Origin of the sequence: Povalibacter sp. (assembly GCF_036520495.1) — a bacterium.
Classification (GTDB): Bacteria; Pseudomonadota; Gammaproteobacteria; order Steroidobacterales; family Steroidobacteraceae; genus Steroidobacter.
The window spans coordinates 1-16,705 of the sequence record NZ_DATDJO010000071.1 but is presented as its reverse complement, the minus strand read 5'-3'; the positions used below and the strand labels follow the sequence as shown (position 1 = coordinate 16,705).

Sequence of the window (16,705 nt, the reverse complement as noted above, 5' to 3'; positions counted from 1 at the left end):
TCGTCGAATGCGTTGCTAACCCGTCTTTTTTTGTGCTCTTTTGTGATCTGCGTTTTTGTGCTCCTTTGTGTACCTGCCTTTTTGTACCCGCCTTCTCTTCGGCTATTCCGTCCCCTCGTCGATCTCCGACGGATCGATGATGTGCCCCCAGCCGCGTTTCGCGCTCAGGTAGCGCCGGTTCGCTGCGCCCACGCCGGTCACGTGTTTCTCGGCTTGCAGATGATGCAGGCCACCCGCACGCAGGTCGGCATGCTTCTTCGGATTGTTGCTCAACAGCCGGATCGGTTGATCGCCGCGCAGATGCAGCAGGATCGATGCCGCATCGCTGAAATCGCGGCTGTCGTCCGGCAGACCCAGTGAGCGATTGGCCTGGTACGTGTCCTCGCCGGCGTCCTGAAGCATGTAGGTGACCGCCTTGGCCCACAAGCCGATGCCACGGCCCTCGTGTCCGCTCATGTAAATGACAGCGCCCACGCCTTCCGCTTCGATGCGCTTGAAGGCGAGTTCCAGCTGCGGGCCGCATTCGCAACGGGCCGAACCGAAGACATCGCCGGTCAGGCAGCAGGAGTGCACGCGCACCAGTGGATTCGCTGCCGCACGCAGATCACCGAGCACCAGCGCACTGTTCACCGTCATGCTCTTCGACAGCAGCGAGAACAGTTGCGGTTCGCCGCGGCGACGCAATGCGTCGGCCATGAGGTTGGCTTCGGCGAGTTCTGTGTGCCGCACGAAGGCATGCCACTGGAACGTCCGGGGCTCGCCGCCGATATGGATCGGCAAGGGCACCGGACCGAGCACGTTCAGTGCCACCTGTCCTTCGGCAGGCGGTGCATTCGCATCGAGCGGTTCGCCGAGGGCGTTGATACGGAGCAATTTGCCCGCCTCGACAAGGCGGGCTCGAATCGTGGGATCGATGTAGGCAAACATGGTTCTACGATAAGACTTTGCCCTCTGTCCGGCCAGAGCCGGATGCGTTGTCGCTTCGCAGCCGGTCAAAGCCAGCCCCTATGGGGAAGATGCTCCACTTCCGGCGCGGTCAACTGTCAATTGTCAACTATCAATTCTCTTCAGTAGTCCGACACTGCGCCGATCGCCAGGTCCAGCGGCGCATTGACCAGGCGTATGCCCGTCTTGCCGGCGGTTTCCGCGAGGGCAAGATCCTCGTACAGGATCCCGTCCAGCCATTGATCGTAATAGAGCGAGGCCCACAGAACGCGCCAGAGCGCTGGACGGTTGAGCATGTAACCGGCCGAGCCGGCGGCCCAATACAAAGGCGCGGGCACGGCAAGAATCCGTTCGTTGAGATCGGGATTGGCGCACTTGCCGAAATGCCACGCACGATGATGCCCGGAAGGAATCGGCGCCCGGTTCACGAGCCCCAGCTGCATCGGCTCGCGCGATGAGGCAGCGAAGTCGAACAGGCGCACAAGTTCGGCAGCATTTTTCAGGCGATGATCGTCATCCAGCTTCAGGACGCAGTCGGGATCGCAGGCCATGACCACCAGGGCGAGTCCCTGAAACATTTTCTGTGGCAGGGATTCGTAGCTGTCAGCGGCAGCGACCGACAGCAATCCCGTAGTCGCATCGAACGTGCGGCTGCCGTTGCCAATCAGTTTCAGATGACTGGTATTCGGCAACGGATGGGACGCAAAGCTGGCAATGCTCCGATCCGCACGATCGAGCCGTGGCGCACAGCTCATATGAACTATCACGCGCTTGCCGGACGCCTGGCGCAACGATTCGAGCAGGGGCTCATGGTGCAGCCAGAACGCCGCCAGGAACAACCGGAATGCCTGCAGGTTCGCCGGCTCCATCGATGCCACGCGAGCAGCGGCCCGCAATTCGTCGATGCTGATCGTGACAGAACCCTCCCGACACGCTGCATCCAGCAACGCGAGATCAGAGCCGCGAATCGCGGCCCGCGACGGCGATCCCTTGCTGGGCGGCGGCAGGGGTACGGCCCGCAGTTCGCGCAACTGGCCGCACAGGCTGGCGACGACTTCCCCGCGCTGACGCCAGCGCAGCGCCAGGCCAATGCTCGCCTGCAGATGGTCGCTGAAGTGACGTGCTCGCCGCCGCTCGCGCGCCAGGTCGAATATGCCCGCCACCCAGGGGCTGCGATGTGCTTTTTCCCTTAACCAGTGCATCAGTGCATTCCGCGAAAAGGAGTGGACGAATTGCAGATCAGCGCCTGGCCCGCGCACGCCGTCGACGCCAGCCGGTGAGCAGCAGGCGCGCCATCTCAAGCGGTGAGGCGCCGAGAGCCACATAGAACCTGAAATCCGACCATTCGACCGGAAAACCATAGTGATTACCGAAAACCTGGCAGTAGAGCGCACGCTTCGCTGCGGGGCTCGCCTGCGGGTATTTCGCGACCACGTGCCGATAAGCATCGAGGATTCGCGTCTTCAGCTTGCGCGAGATCCGATCGTCACGCTCATCGTCCTGAAAACGGTAGAGCGGCGCATCGAAAATGCGGGCCGGACCGCACGTCTGCACCACGCGCATGATCAGATCGAGGTCCTGCCAGGCCGGTAACGATTCATCGAACAGTCCGGCGTCGATGAACACCTGTTTGCGGGCAAAGATCTGGTTGCCGACGTGGTTGCCGATGAACAGGTCGTCGAGACCGACGCTGCCGCGCTTGGCCGTCGGAACCACTTTGCCGTCGCGCACGGTGTTGTACTGCGAGTAGACCGCCGAGAAGGCGATCCCCATGCGCTCCAGCAGCAGCGCGAAATGCAGCAATGCTTCGATGCGCTGCGGCTCGAACTCATCATCATCGTCGAGTCCCGTGATCCATTCGCCGCGCGCCAGGCGAATGGCTTCGTTGCGTGAACGTGGCGCGCCCATCGCCTGGTCGTGATGGATGACGCGCACGAAATCGTGCGTCGCTGCAAGTTCATCGAGGTAGGCGCGCGTGGCATCCGTCGAACCATCGTCGACGACGATCAGTTCGATGGGGCGATGGGTCTGCGCCAGCACGGAGTCGACTGCCGCCTGCACCAGCTCGCGCCGGTCCTTCGTCGGCATGTACACCGAGACCAGGATTCCGTCCGACACGATGTTCATGGCTTTGCCCCACGCAGGCGAATCGTCGGCACCAGCGTGAATGCCAGGCGGACCCTGGCGGGAAACAGGACCAGCATGAGCGACCCATAGATCGACACACCGACGGCAATGCCGGCCAGCAGCTGCAGGATCTCCGAAAACGATTCCGGCAACACCCACTTCCCCATCGCCCAGACACCGAATCCCATGAGGAGCGCGCACAGACAGGCAGACCAGATCTCACGCAGCAGATCGGAGAATTCCGCATCGAGCAGCCGCAACGCCACCCACAACGACGGAATGGCGCCCAGCAGATTGGCGACCAGATAAGCAGCCGCGACACCAAGCACTCCCCACTGCACTCCGATGAAGAAGGAAGCCACCTGCAGCGCTGCAACGAACAGGCCGACGACCATCAGCTGGTCGGTTCTGCCGCGAACCATCGACACAGTGCCCGTCGTACTTACGATGGACTGCACGAAACCTACCGGTGCCAGCCATATCAGCACATCAGCCGCTGCATGCCACCTGGCACCGAGGAATACATGAATGAACGGCTCACGCAGCACAAAGACACCCATCATGAGGGGCGCGGTGAGCATGACGATCACTGACACCGACTTGAGGTACAGCGAGCGCATTTCGGCTGTCGACTCGAACCGGCACATCACGGGAAACAGGGCACGGTTGGCCACGAAGGTCATGTTCTGCAGTGGGAACAGCATGACCTTGTACGCGGTGGAGTAGATACCCAGGGAAGCTGCGCCCAAGTACCGGCCGATCACCATGGCATCGGCATTGCGCGCGAAGTAGTTGATCAGGTTGAACGCGGACAGATGGCCACTGAAGCGCAGTACTGCGCCGAACCGGCTGCTCCCCGCTATCCGACTCGGCATCCAGCGCGCGCGATTCCAGAATGCCGCTGTGGACACAGCAGACATGCTCAGCATGCCCCAGACGAAACTCATGGCACCGGCACCGGCCCACGCGGCACCGATTGTCACGATCAGACCAAAGATCGACGTCGTGACCTCGACGGCCGCCACCACGCGAAAAGCCGATTTTCGTTCGAGCAAGGCGCGATGCACAGAGCCCAGGCTGCTGATAAAAAACGTGGGCGCCAGCGTGTACAGCAGGGGCATGACAGCATCGGTACGAAACAGCCCGGCGATGGGATACGAGAGCGCAATGAGACCGACACAAAGCGTCGCACCGACGACCACGTTGAACCAGTAGACCGCATTCGTCGTTTCGTCGGTTAGATTGGGCTCCTGCACGATGGCCGCCGCCGTGCCCATATCGCGCAACAGGGTGGCGAGGTTGCCGACGACCCAGACCATTGCGATCAGACCATAATCGTCGGGTGTGAGCAGCCGCGCAAGAACGGCGACACTGATGAATTGCAGCGCAATTTTTGCTGCCTGCGCAGCAGCGATCCAGCGCGCATTGTTGACTGCTGACACGGCGCTTATCGCAAAGCGCCCGACCGAAGGCCGTTCAGCCCGGCCACCGTCCCCGACCCAGGCAGCGCAAACCCGCGAACAGCACATACACTGGAACGGTTCTCACAAGGCTGGTCGTCATGGCGGTTGATATCGGAAAGCAAGGGGCGAACAGCGCGCGGGTTCAGGGCACGTATGACGCTGCAAATTCGTTGCCGGCGGAGTTTGACCAAGGAATTCTCTTTATTCGCGCCGCTGTGACTCAGCCCGCTGTGACTCGAGGGAACAAACCCCTGCCTCCGCACATTGGTTCCGGATCCATGGAGGGACGATAGGCACTGCGCGTGCACCAACGACATCGTCGGTGCAATGCGACAGGGCAATAACCGGAACGGATCTGCGGTCGCAGCGGGCATCTTCGGGGAACTCGCATCTGTGGGGAACTCGACGTGTCGGCCATCGCAACGGATGGACTGACTGAATGTTCGGGTATGTTTCGATCGGTAAGTTATCGGCAGATATTCGCGCGCGGTTGTATCGCTGCCACGCGATATCGATCTGGTAGCGGGATTCCCCGCAGCGGGATGATTCCAGCGTACATGATCGGGCTGTTTACCAACCGGCTGGTGGTCGAGACCTTCCTGGCCAGGCAGCCACCTCGACATGGCAGCACCCGTGCAGTCCCCCAAGCCCGCTGAACCTCTTGCTGCACGCCATATCCTGCTGGGCTCGGTGTTCTTCCCCAAGTACCCATCACAGGCGGAAACCGGGACTCGCCGGGATCGGCTGGCTGGGTCTGCGGCCGTACGACAGGAAAGCGTGGATCGAAGCCACGCTTCGCAGGTATCTGCCGTGATGACGTGCTGCATGCCTGGGGCCGGATGCGCGCGCTGCGAACAATAGGTCATATCGCCTCTACATGGCGGCGGTCATCGACACCGCCACGCAGACAGCAGGATTTCCACCGCGATATCGCATCAAACAGACTGATTGCGCCGGCAAGACCGACGTCGTTTCATGACAAGGCCGGACTCATCGCTGTCCGCAATGTTGCGATCCCGGAACAAGCCGCATTGCAGCGAGGGCGCTCAAAGAGTCTCCGCCGAGTGGACCCCTGGACATATACGATGCGTTCAGCAGCTTGGTAGTGTGTGGGCACGGCTCTTGCTGCAAGAAAGCATAAGAAAAATGCGGCTGGACAATGCAGGTTTGGAGGAAAGGAAAGCAAATGAATGCGGCTGCGCGGGCATTGCAAGAGCATTTCGGCAGTGCCGTACGTGTGCCGACGGATTTCGAGAGCCTGCGTCACGCGTATACTGCTGCACGCCCCTTTCCCCACATCGTCATCGACGATCTGTTCGATCCAGCGCTACTCGAAGGACTGGTATCGGGGTATCCGGAACAGTGGGAAACCATTGAACAGGAAGGCCTGGAGCGAACGAAACGGATGCGGTCGGCGCTCGATGTCGGGTCAGGGCGTGACCTGGTGGCTCTCATGCACTCCGCTGGCTTCCTGTACCTGCTTTCTGAGATCACGGGCATCTGGCAGCTCCTGCCCGATCCCTACCTGCAGGGCGGGGGACACGCCATGATGAAGCGGGGCGATTACTTCAAGGTTCACTCCGACCGCAATATTGCTTATGACACCGGACTCACCCGCCGCCTGGCTACGATCGTGTTCCTGAACAAAGACTGGCGTCCGGAATACAACGGACAGCTCGAACTCTGGAATCACGAAGGCAGCCGCTGCGAGGTATCCGTCGAACCGGAGTTCAATCGGACGATCATCTTCGAAGTGGCCCACCCGAATTATCACGGCGTACCGCACCCGCTCGCATGTCCCGATGATCGAGCCAGGCGTTCGTTTCTGCTCTACTACCATACCGTCGATATCGGTAAAGGTGACAAAATCACACCGCATACGTCTCGCTTTGCGCCACAGTTCTATCGCAAGAAAAAGTCGCTGCTGCGGCAGGCCCTCGAGCAGATCACCCCACCCATCGTATTGAGTTCGGTCCGGCGCTTGATCAAGGGAAAGCCCAACCCATGAGAGCGATCGATGGGTCCTCGAGTGACCGCAACCGCGCGCTTTCGGCGTGCCGGATACCATGACATCGCGCCGTCGCAAGCGACCGCTCATGCTGCACCTCGTGCACGAACGTATCGGCGGTATCGGCGGTATCCAGAGATTCGATCTGCGGGCGCTGCGAGGCCTGGCCATGCTGGCAGCGGAAGAAGGTTGCGAATTCGAAGTACTGGCGCTGAATGGAATTGAGACCGATCTGGCCCTGCCGGAGCAGGTAGAGGTCTCCTCCGCCTCAGGAAGTCGCTTCAAACTGCTGCAGCTGTTGATACACCGGCATCTGACGCGCCGGGTCACCAGCGTCTGGGTCGCCCACCTGCGTATCCAGAAAGCGGTATGGCCGGCGCGGTTCATTTTCTTCGGCAGCCGTTACTTGCTGTTTGTCCACGGTATCGAAGCCTGGGGCGCGCAAGGCTCGCGAATTTTGCGGCTGGCCTACCGCAGTCTGATGAATTCGTTCGTCGACGACGTCATCTCAGTCAGCCGGTTCACTGTCGCCAGGATGATCGCATCGTTCGGGCTTCGATGGCCTCGCATCCATCTGTTGCCAAACGCGCAGGATGTCAGCGATGAGATCCTTGCAGAACCATACGCTGCTTCTGACGTCGTAGCAGATCACCCAATCGTGCTGACTGTGGCACGAATGGACCGGCATGACATGCCCAAAGGAATACCTGTTTCGCTCCGGGCTATTGACCTGCTCAGGAAAGAGTTTCCTCGACTCAAGCATCGCATCGTCGGTGATGGAGAACTTCGAATGCGGCACGAAGCCCTCGCGCGCGAGCTGCAGCTCACTTCACATGTGGAATTCCTGGGACGTGTACCTGATGCCGATCTCGCGGCGCTTTACCACTCAGCCGATGTTTTCCTCCTGCCTTCTTCCAAAGAGGGTTTTGGCATCGTGTTTCTGGAGGCCTGGCGCTTCGGCCTGCCCATTGTCTGCGGCAACGTCGATGCGTCAGTCGAAGTCGTGGATAATGGCGTCAACGGTTTTGCTGTCTCACCCGACAGTCCGGAAGACGTTGCCAGCGCATTGAGGCAGCTGTTCCTGAATCCGGCATTGCGTCGCCAGTTCGCTACACAAGGCCGCCAGAAGATCCTTCGGGAATACTCCAATACCAGTTTCATTGAAGGCCTGCGTCGCATCATTGCCGACCCGCGATTCGATCAGGCCTCATCGACGCGCCACGCAACCGTGCCTGAGGAAGGATGATTGGTATTGGATTTAACCTGCATGCCGGCGCGCAGCTGACGCCGCCATCAGCGTGAGCATCGGCGCAACTTCGCCGGCGACGTTCGTCGACACAGGAAGGGCGACTGCGCCCAGCGCCCCACCTTCAGCGACCCGGCAACCACTGCTCCTGGTCGATGCGCCCGTGTTCTCGTATCGCCGGCAGCAGTACCTGGTCCGCATATCCACAGCCCGTAATGCCGGGGTCCATCTGTCCCACCACCTCATCGGACCGGTCGCGATAGCCACCGGTCGTGCCCAACGCTGCCAGCATTGGTTCGTAACCTGGCCGCCACGCGGTCACATCGCCGAATCGGGCGCGCAGGGCCTTCAGGATCTGCATGCCGGAGAAATCCAGACGCCCCAGAAACAGCACGGCCCCGTCGCGGCACTGTCATCGAACCACCAACGCTCAAAGAGGTGTTGCGACGAGGCCCGTTCTTAACCTGCGTAATGCAGCAGTGCGCCTGTCCGACTGCGTATACGCGACGCGGCACTGCGGAATCCGGACGCGTACACGAGCACGAACTCACGCAGGTCGGCAGGTAGTCCTCGCGTTGCTGCCGTGTAGGTATCCTGATTCTCGATGAACAGCACACCCCTGCTCATCACTGGAAGAAACACCGCGACGACGATGGTGCGTTCGCGCACTTCCAGCCGGGGAAACAGCGCGGCGATGAGTTCGCCACGCCCATCCAGGGCTTTGGAGTCGCCCCAGAACGCAAACGCGCTCAGTTGCCGTAACGTGGCCGCACCCCTGACGTCCCCGATGCGTGCCAGCGCGGCCACCACCTCCTGTGCGGTGCGACCGTCGAGGACGATGCGTTGCTGCGCCAATGCATCGCCGCTGTTCGCAAACGCATGCGCATGCATTGCAACTGCGCGACGCCAGACCTGCATTACGGGCTCGGCGGGCGCCCTGCCCAGCCATCGCCGCAGCGTTTCCTCGGCGTCCGGCGCGAAGGCGACTTTTGCTTCCTGCCATTCCGGGTCGTAGGTACTGCGTCGCGCCTGCCGGATGGACAGGACGCCAAGGTTTTGCAGATCCTGCAGCAGCGCCCATGACTGATCTGCTGCAGTGTCTGCGCGCGCCAGCGATTTCAGGTGCCTTGCGAGCGGCAGCACAATGGCCTTCTGGCGCGATTCGCCCGCCTGGTGATCGAAACGGTCCAGCACAGCGTTGAGCAGTGCCGCCAGCTCCGGCTCATCGTTCAGCCAGACGGGGCGCTCGCCGGTCATCGCGACTCGGAGGTCGCCGCCTCGATGTCATCCATGAAATCCATCTCGGCTTGCTGCTGCACGGTACGCCGGTGCTGCGCCCAGAGCACCTTGATGCGTTCCTGGTTGCATTGCTTGCGGTCCACGAGCACCCGCGTGTGCAACTCGCCGCGCGCCGGGCTCGGTATTTTCGCGAACACGAACTCGTTGCTGATGAGATCCATGAACGGACCGCACTTGCTGGTGGGCATGATGAACAGCAGCTGCAACCCGAGCGTGCCCGTCAGGTAGGCGATGACCTCGCGCGAACGCGTCTCGTCCATCTTCGAGAAAGCCTCATCCACGAGCACCATGCGCAGGTGATTGACGCCTTCGGCATAGCGCAGGGCCGACGTAATGCTCGCCGCGCGAATGATGTAGGCCGGCGTTTCGAGCTGGCCGCCGCTGCCGGTACCGTACTCCGACAGCGCGATCGGCGTCTTGCCCTCGACGTCCTTGTAGATCTCGTAGCGATAGTAGTTACGGTAGTCAGCGATGCGTTCCAACTCGCGCAGCGACTTCTGTTCATCGGCGCCGAGCAGCAGCGACATGATGCTGTCGCGTACCGCTTCGGCTTTCGCCGGCAGTTTCGCATCGAAGAGGGTCCGGCCTTCTGCATTGCCGGGCGTACGCATGACCTCCGCGAAGAAATTGGCGTAGTCACGATACTCGGGCACCCATTCGGCTTCGAACCGGAACTGCTCGCGATCCGAACCGAAGCGGTGATTCACCAGTTCCTTGTTCAACAGCTCCAGCTGACGCTTGCCGTCGACGATGGCCTGGTGGATTTCCTGGCACAGGTGCGCAACGAAGGCCTCGTTGAAGCTGCTTTTCAGCTGCTTCAGGTTCTCGTGCTTCTCCACCAGCACGTTGTTCCGGAGCACGTTGTAGATGCGGTCGATCTCGCGCCGCAGCTCACCAATGGTACGGAACAACGCGGTGTCGTAAGCACCGGCATAGACGCCGTACACGAGAACATCGGAGGGCCGGCACTTCTGGTTGTGCTGCTGGATGGTCGAATCCAGGGCGCGCTCGAACTGCCGCAGCCGTGCCTCGATCTCCTCGCGGGCGGCGACGCTCTTCGACTCATCCAATGACCTCGCCTCCTGGTCGGCATAGCGCAGACGGGCATCGAGATCGAATTCCGGCCAGCCGGCGTGCAGCGTGCGCAACTGTTCCTCGGCTTCGGCAAGGTCGTCCTGCGCGGCGTCCTTCTGTTCTGAGAGCGTGTCAATCCGTCGACCCAGCAACTGCTGTTCGTGCTCGAGTTCGCCGCTGTGTTTATGGATCTCGCCGATGCGCCGCCATAGTCCCTTCTCTTCCTCGCGCAACTGCGCGAGCTGAGCATCGAGCGACTGCCACGCGGTCACATCGAGCTGCGACAACAGCATCTGCACGGAGCGGATATCGCGATGCACCGCCAGCAGTTCCGCGATCGTGTCGGCGTACGCGAGCGGCTGCAACTGCTCGACTGCCTCGAAGAACCGGGTGGTCTCCTGCAGCCGCAGATTGGCAGCCTGGCGCGAGGTATCGAGTTCCTGCAGCTCCACGCGGCGGGCACGCAGCGCGCGCTCTCGGGCAGCGGCGCCAAACACCAGATCGGCGTCCGGAATGTCGCAACGGAACATGGCGTAGTTGCCCGAACCCATGCCGTCGGCAGTGACCCCGCGCGGCGTATGGCGCAGCTCCTCGGCGGAATCGACCCGCACCACGCTTCCATACGTCGCGGTCATGAATGCCTCCGCCACTTTGTGCGTGAACCTCATGACATGCAGGATGGATTCGGCCGCGGGCTTCGAGCGGGAGGCGTCACGCAGCGCCTTGGCGCCTTGCAGGACGCGGGCGCGATTATCGCGGCCGCTCATCGCACGCACCAGCCGGATTGCATCAGCCTCGAATGCCTCATCCACGATGATGCTGAAGCGCGCTCCGCCCAGGTAACCCTCGATGGCGGACTGCCAGCGCTCGTCGGTCACGTCGATGTGATCGCACAGCACGCGCGCATCGGCCGTCGGATACTGGCCGCGGATTGCCGCCAGCGCGCGCTCGACGTACGGGGGATAGACGTTCTGCCTGGCTTCCAGGCGTTCGACCTCGGACAGTTTCTGCTGGCGTCGCTGCGAGATCTGCTCGTGGGTCTGGCGACGATCGTGCAGGGCTGCCGCGAGCCGATCACGACGGTTCGATTCGCCTGCGGACGCCAGTCGCCAGTAGTCGGTCAGTTCGTTGTAGGTCTGCTGCGCGCCGCGTGCGATTTCCAGGTGGCGCTCCAGCATGGCCAGATCGCCGGTGAGATCACGTTGCAGCAGCCCGGGCAGATCGATATCTCCGGCCTTCTCATTGGCCCTCGCCTGTGTGACGAGGTGACGCACCTGCATATCGGTGAGATCCGGCAACTCGCTCATCAATGATTTCGAACCGAGCAATCCTTCCAGCGCGCGCACGGCCCGCTGGCTCTGCTGCAGCTGTCGATCCTGCCGGAGCAGTTCACGTGCCGCGTCGGTCAGCGCGACTTCCAGCGATTTCTGGTCCTGCGCCAGTCGATCCTTCTGGCGCAACGGTTCAATGGTCTGGCGCTGCGCCTCCAGCATCACGACGGCGCCGTGCAGCTGTTCGCGACGCTGCTCCGTCGCTCTCAGCTCTTCGGCGTTGTCCGTCAGCCGACGAACCACGGCATCGCGATCGTTGCGCGTCTTGAGGTACTGGTCCTGCCGCAGCAGGTACACGGACTGGGCCGCCGCGTAGTCGAGCGTGATCCGCTCCACCCATGCATCGATGTAAGCCTGTGCCTGGTGTCCCGCCTGCCCGAGCAATGCAACGCTGTCCTTGAATGACTGGGCCTCGCGCTCCATCGAGTGGATGGTTTTCAGCTGGCTCGACACGGAACGCACCGCATCGCCCAGATCCTTGCGTTCCAGCACTTCGTCCGCGACGAATTGCGTGATGCTGCTGACGGGCTTGTAAGCCATGAACCGTGAGAAGGCACGCGCTGCCGCCATCGCTTCGCGTTCGGACACTGAATCGCGCTTGCCACGCAGCGCACCGTAGAGGCGACGCAGGTAGGTGCGTTTCTGGTCATAGGATTCCAGTGCCGATTTTCCATGGCGCTTGATCAGCGTCTTGTCGATCTCGTCCAGCAGCACGACCTGCTGGGCACCGGCACGTCCGTGCAGAAAGGTGCCGATCGACAGCTCGGCATCCTTGACGATGAAGAAACGGATTTCGTCTTCGCGCGCGAGCGGCTGCTTGCCGGTGCGATCGAGCCAGGCGCGCACTGCGATGACCGCCGTGAAGGCCTCAGCGCTCTCCCCGGTCGTCGGGTGAAACACGGCGGCGATATAGCCATCGGTCGGCTGGATGCGGGCATAGCTGCCGTCGTCGCAGCCGAGAACGTACGAGGCCAGCGTACGCACGCGCTTGCCGCCGCGTCCGCGCTGGGTGCTTTCCTCCTGCCCCGGGTTGTAGTGGAACAGGTTCTCGTGTGCCGCCGTCATGATCGTCTGCACGGCATCGGCCGCCGTGGTCTTGCCGGAACCATTGGCGCCCGAGAGCAGATTCACCGGCCCCATCTCGAACTCGCCGTTCGGAATGTTGCCCCAGTTCACCAGGACGAGGCGCTTAAGAAACATGCCCGGCCTCCGTTGCCTGCACGGCCGGATTCAATGCGGCGATGGTGTCGCTGCTGACGAAGTCGACGATCATGGGATGAATGCGCACCCATGCCTCGGCCTGGTCGAGATCGTCCTCGTCGCGGTAGTCGAGCAGCTTGAGCTGCCGAAGCCTCCTGAACACGGACCGGCGCTCCACCGCCCGTTCCGGCAGGCTGCGATTCAACCAGTTCTTCATGGCCAGGCTGACGGCCTCGAGCGGTTCGGTCGCGTAGCCGCGTTCGTCGAGCTTGCCTTCGCGGATCGCCTTGTCGTACTGCGCACGCAGCACCAGGATCAAGGCCACTTCATGCTGCGACAGCCGTGCCCGCAAACTGCCGCCGAACGCCTGTTCCTCCGCGTGCTCCATGCCGGGCGTGCGGCTGCCGGGCGGATAGAGGCGGATGTACTCGAAGCGCCGGTCGTGGTGCACTTCGATGCCATAGAGCGACAGCACCTCCCGCGCCAGTTCCTCCACCCGCACGAAGCGGTCGTAAGCGTCGCGCGCCACCTGCGATTCGTCGCGCAGCACCACGCCGAAGTTCATGAGCCGGATCAGCAACTCGCGAAACTCGTCGAGCGACACCGAGCCCGGCTCCAGCCGTCGTTCGAGATAATCGTCCAGATGACTCATTGCGCGGCGACCTGCAAGGCGTTGGACGGCTGTTCGATGACCCGGATCACGAACTCGTCGAAGGAATCGTAGTAATCGTTGCGCAGGCGATTGCCCGTGTCGGCGACCTCGAAACGATAGCCCAGCCCGGACCAGGAGGCCGAACCAAGTTCGATGATGTGCGCGGCATAGAGCAATTCGCGTGCATCGCGCATTGGCAGCGTGGCGGTGCGGATCTCGTGCCCGCCGGCGAGCGCACCGACGAGATAGTCGTACATCTGCCGGTTGTTGATGGCAAAGGCACGCTCTAGCGCCTGTTCGACGAACAGGCGGCGACGAACCTGCGGGTCGTCCTCGACGACGATTTCGACGCGCGTATCGACCGTGCGCCGACGATCGACATTGTACAGTTTGAGATGATCCGGATCGACGAAGCCGGCTTCCAGCACGGCGAGATGATCTGCGGCCGCACTGAAGCGCTGATCCTGCTGTCCGGGATCGAGCTTCGAGAGCGCATCGAAGGCATCGAGCAGATCGTGCTGGGTGCCTTCCGAGAAACTGAGTTGCCGCAGCAGGATGTCGGCGCGGCGCGTGAAGCCGTGCAACGCATTACGCAGCGCGGGCAGCATGACATCGGCGGCACTGTGCAATCGCGCCTCGATCTGCTCGAGGAGCATTACATACACCGAACGACGCTCGCTCTCGATCAATTCCGGCGCGACGCGTCGCAACTCCAGCTCCACCGCCCGCTTGGTCTCCTTGCGCTGCGCACGCGCCCGGCGCAGCAGCCCGTCGAGCTCATCGCGATACTTGACGACGCTGTCCTCCGAGAATCGCACCGCAAGGTCGGGCATGAAGCGCTTCTCCATGAACTCGAAGAACTCGGCGCTGGCGTGTTGCACCAGCTGCTGCGCCTCGACATCGCGGATGAGCTGGCGCTTGCGCTCTTCCAGTTCGGCAATCACGTCGGAGAAATCCGCGACGATGCGCTCGGAGTATTCGTAGGCATCGAGCAGGTCGTGCGCTTCATGCTTTTCGAGAAAGGAACGCAACGCGTTGCAGGTATTGCGCGTATTGCGATGGCGCGTTCGGAATCTCCCCGCTTCGAGTTCGTGCATCGGCTGCGCGAACAAACGGCCGATACGCGAAAAGGCGTACGTGCTCGTCAGCGTGACCTCGTCTACCTGTCTTTCGACCCAGCCGTACTCGAGCAACAGGTTCAGCATCCAGTTCGCCTGTTCCCGCTCGGTGCGCGTCGGCAGCGCGGTGTCGTCTTCAGACGCATCGAGCACGGGAGCCTGGGTGATGGCCTCCTGGAATACTTCCAGCACCAGGTCGCGATGAATGACACGACTGTAGTCGGCCAGCGAGCTATACAGCCGCGCGTATAGCGCACGCAGGCACGCCATCACCTGTTCGCGGTACTTGCCAGTGAGCGGCCGAAAGAAATGCAGGCGCTCGGCGGTGAAGAATGCCTCCATAGGTGCGTCAACCCAGCCGCAGCGACGTCAATGCAGGCTCAAGCACAGCCATGCGCTCGAAATCCCGATCGCGATGCAGCAGCAGCAATTCGAATCTGGTCGCGCAGGCAGCGACGAGACAATCGTTGGCACTGCGGGGCGTGAAGGACTGCCAGCGGCAGCGCGCATACAGAATGGCCGCCGCGCGGGTCAGTCGTCGCAAATCCGGATCCAGCACGATGGACAGCTCTTCCAAGTGTATGACCGTAGCAGACCGCCAATAAGCGGTCGAGGCGCTCCCATAAAAAAAGAAAGCCCCGCATGCGCGGGGCTTTCTGGAGCTTCCTGCTCTGGTCCGGTTCTGGCCAGCTGACCATCAGTCAGCCAGCAAGCCAGTTGGCCCGATTTACATGTCCATTCCACCCATGCCACCCATGCCGCCCGGGGCGCCGTGAGCGTGGTCACTTTCATCCTTCGGAGCCTCGGCGATCATCACCTCGGTCGTCAGGAGCAGGCCGGCGACGGATGCTGCATTCTGCAGCGCCAGACGCGTGACCTTGGTCGGATCCAGGATGCCGAGCTCGAGCATGTCGCCGTAGTTGCCGGTCGCAGCGTTGTAGCCGTACGTGCCCTTGCCTTCCTTCACCTTCGCCAGCACGACAGCGGCGTCTTCGCCGGCGTTCGTGACGATCTGGCGCAGCGGCTCTTCGATCGAGCGCGACAGGATGCGGATGCCGAACTGCTGATCTTCGTTCCGGCCTTCGAGCTTCTCGACAGCCTTCTGAGCGCGGATCAGGGCAACGCCACCGCCAGGAACCACGCCTTCTTCAACGGCGGCACGGGTTGCGTGCAGCGCGTCTTCGACGCGGGCCTTCTTTTCCTTCATTTCGATTTCGGTCGCAGCGCCGACCTTGATCACGGCCACACCGCCGGAGAGCTTCGCAACGCGCTCCTGCAGCTTTTCCTTGTCGTAGTCGGACGTCGCGTCCTTGATCTGCTGGTTGATCTGCTCGATGCGGGCCTTGATGTCAGAGCTCTTGCCCTTGCCATCGATGATGGTGGTGTTTTCCTTCTCGACGACGATCTTCTTGGCTTCGCCGAGGTCGTTCAGCGTGGCCTTTTCGAGCGACAGGCCGACTTCCTCGGAGATCACGGTGCCGCCAGTAAGGGTCGCGATGTCCTGCAGCATGGCCTTGCGGCGATCGCCGAAGCCAGGAGCCTTGACGGCAGCAACCTTGACGATGCCGCGGATCGTGTTGACGACCAGCGTCGCCAGGGCTTCGCCTTCGACGTCTTCAGCGATGATCAGCAGCGGACGGCCGGCCTTCGCGATGCCTTCCAGCAGCGGCAGCATTTCGCGGACGTTGGAGATCTTCTTCTCGTACAGCAGGATGTACGGGCTCTCGTGCTCCGAAGTCTGCGCCTGCTGGTTGTTGATGAAGTACGGCGAGAGGTAGCCGCGATCGAACTGCATGCCCTCGACGACGTCGAGTTCGTTCTGCAGGCCCGAACCTTCTTCAACGGTGATTACGCCAGCCTTGCCGACCTTTTCCATCGCATCGGCAATCGTCTTGCCGATCGATTCGTCGGAGTTCGCGGAGATCGTGCCGACCTGCGCGATGGCCTTCTGATCCTTGCAGGGCTTGGAGAGCTTCTTCAGCTCTTCGACAGCGGCGATAACGCCGGCGTCGATGCCGCGCTTCAGGTCCATCGGGTTGGCGCCAGCGGCGACAGCCTTCAGACCTTCGCGGACGATGGCCTGGGCGAGCACGGTGGCGGTGGTCGTACCGTCGCCGGCTTCGTCAGACGTGTTGGAAGCGACTTCCTTCACCATCTGCGCGCCCATGTTCTCGAACTTGTCCTTGAGCTCGATTTCCTTCGCAACCGACACACCGTCCTTCGTGACGGTGGGGGCGCCGAA

13 protein-coding genes are annotated in these 16,705 nt (G+C 62.0%); 2 read left to right on the top strand and 11 right to left on the bottom strand.

Features of this window, described 5'->3' with window-relative positions; translation table 11 throughout:
• Positions 1 to 102 precede the first annotated feature (102 nt).
• The 4 genes from VIZ63_RS24725 to VIZ63_RS24710 form a co-directional block, all read right to left on the bottom strand.
• The gene (locus VIZ63_RS24725) at positions 103 to 927 is read right to left on the bottom strand and encodes a GTP cyclohydrolase II (protein WP_331612516.1); all 825 of its coding nucleotides are present in this window, start codon (positions 925 to 927) and stop codon (positions 103 to 105) included.
• Between the two features lie 140 nt (positions 928 to 1,067).
• Positions 1,068 to 2,147 carry a hypothetical protein gene (locus tag VIZ63_RS24720; protein ID WP_331612515.1) on the bottom strand — a complete coding sequence of 360 codons (1,080 nt, stop codon included), beginning with the start codon at positions 2,145 to 2,147 and terminating at the stop codon, positions 1,068 to 1,070.
• Positions 2,148 to 2,184: 37 nt separating this feature from the next.
• The gene (locus tag VIZ63_RS24715) at positions 2,185 to 3,072 is read right to left on the bottom strand and encodes a glycosyltransferase family 2 protein (RefSeq protein ID WP_331612513.1); all 888 of its coding nucleotides are present in this window, start codon (positions 3,070 to 3,072) and stop codon (positions 2,185 to 2,187) included.
• Positions 3,069 to 4,514: an MOP flippase family protein gene (locus VIZ63_RS24710; RefSeq protein WP_331612512.1), complete on the bottom strand. Its 1,446-nt coding sequence runs from the start codon at positions 4,512 to 4,514 to the stop codon at positions 3,069 to 3,071. The genes VIZ63_RS24715 and VIZ63_RS24710 overlap by 4 nt, the downstream gene beginning before the upstream one ends.
• Before the next feature lie 1,207 nt (positions 4,515 to 5,721).
• On the opposite strand from VIZ63_RS24710, the gene VIZ63_RS24705 reads away from it, so the two are divergent.
• A complete protein-coding gene (locus VIZ63_RS24705) occupies positions 5,722 to 6,543 on the top strand; it encodes a 2OG-Fe(II) oxygenase (RefSeq protein WP_331612511.1) in 822 nt (273 codons plus the stop codon).
• 88 nt (positions 6,544 to 6,631) lie between these two features.
• Positions 6,632 to 7,789: a glycosyltransferase family 4 protein gene (locus tag VIZ63_RS24700; protein WP_331612510.1), complete on the top strand. Its 1,158-nt coding sequence runs from the start codon at positions 6,632 to 6,634 to the stop codon at positions 7,787 to 7,789.
• A gap of 124 nt (positions 7,790 to 7,913) precedes the next feature.
• Here VIZ63_RS24700 and VIZ63_RS24695 read toward each other — a convergent pair whose 3' ends face one another.
• The 7 genes from VIZ63_RS24695 to groL all read right to left on the bottom strand — a co-directional run.
• On the bottom strand, positions 7,914 to 8,183 hold the full coding sequence (locus tag VIZ63_RS24695; protein WP_331612508.1) for a hypothetical protein: 270 nt from the start codon (positions 8,181 to 8,183) through the stop codon (positions 7,914 to 7,916).
• Between the two features lie 65 nt (positions 8,184 to 8,248).
• On the bottom strand, positions 8,249 to 9,046 hold the full coding sequence (locus tag VIZ63_RS24690; protein ID WP_331612506.1) for a hypothetical protein: 798 nt from the start codon (positions 9,044 to 9,046) through the stop codon (positions 8,249 to 8,251).
• On the bottom strand, positions 9,043 to 12,693 hold the full coding sequence (locus VIZ63_RS24685; protein WP_331612505.1) for an ATP-binding protein: 3,651 nt from the start codon (positions 12,691 to 12,693) through the stop codon (positions 9,043 to 9,045). Before VIZ63_RS24685 ends, VIZ63_RS24690 begins: the two co-directional genes overlap by 4 nt.
• Positions 12,683 to 13,297, bottom strand: coding sequence for a DUF4194 domain-containing protein (locus VIZ63_RS24680; RefSeq protein ID WP_331612504.1), 615 nt, complete (start codon positions 13,295 to 13,297; stop codon positions 12,683 to 12,685). Before VIZ63_RS24680 ends, VIZ63_RS24685 begins: the two co-directional genes overlap by 11 nt.
• A 44-nt stretch (positions 13,298 to 13,341) precedes the next feature.
• Positions 13,342 to 14,805, bottom strand: coding sequence for a Wadjet anti-phage system protein JetA family protein (locus tag VIZ63_RS24675; RefSeq protein WP_331612503.1), 1,464 nt, complete (start codon positions 14,803 to 14,805; stop codon positions 13,342 to 13,344).
• 7 nt (positions 14,806 to 14,812) lie between these two features.
• Positions 14,813 to 15,040 (bottom strand): PIN domain-containing protein, encoded by a 228-nt coding sequence (locus VIZ63_RS24670; protein WP_331612502.1) that lies wholly within the window; start codon positions 15,038 to 15,040, stop codon positions 14,813 to 14,815.
• A 150-nt stretch (positions 15,041 to 15,190) separates the two neighbouring features.
• Positions 15,191 to 16,705: chaperonin GroEL (groL, locus tag VIZ63_RS24665; RefSeq protein WP_331612501.1), on the bottom strand; the 1,515-nt coding region annotated here is incomplete at its 5' end.

Bases quoted from the DNA above. Each gene is read 5' to 3' on its own strand.
- VIZ63_RS24685 (WP_331612505.1), bottom strand. From the start codon at position 12,693: ATGTTTCTTAAGCGCCTCGTCCTGGTGAACTGGGGCAACATTCCGAAC.
- VIZ63_RS24715 (WP_331612513.1), bottom strand. From the start codon at position 3,072: ATGAACATCGTGTCGGACGGAATCCTGGTCTCGGTGTACATGCCGACG.
- VIZ63_RS24700 (WP_331612510.1), top strand. From the start codon at position 6,632: ATGCTGCACCTCGTGCACGAACGTATCGGCGGTATCGGCGGTATCCAG.
- VIZ63_RS24705 (WP_331612511.1), top strand. From the start codon at position 5,722: ATGAATGCGGCTGCGCGGGCATTGCAAGAGCATTTCGGCAGTGCCGTA.
- VIZ63_RS24720 (WP_331612515.1), bottom strand. From the start codon at position 2,147: ATGCACTGGTTAAGGGAAAAAGCACATCGCAGCCCCTGGGTGGCGGGC.
- VIZ63_RS24725 (WP_331612516.1), bottom strand. From the start codon at position 927: ATGTTTGCCTACATCGATCCCACGATTCGAGCCCGCCTTGTCGAGGCG.
- VIZ63_RS24690 (WP_331612506.1), bottom strand. From the start codon at position 9,046: ATGACCGGCGAGCGCCCCGTCTGGCTGAACGATGAGCCGGAGCTGGCG.
- VIZ63_RS24675 (WP_331612503.1), bottom strand. From the start codon at position 14,805: ATGGAGGCATTCTTCACCGCCGAGCGCCTGCATTTCTTTCGGCCGCTC.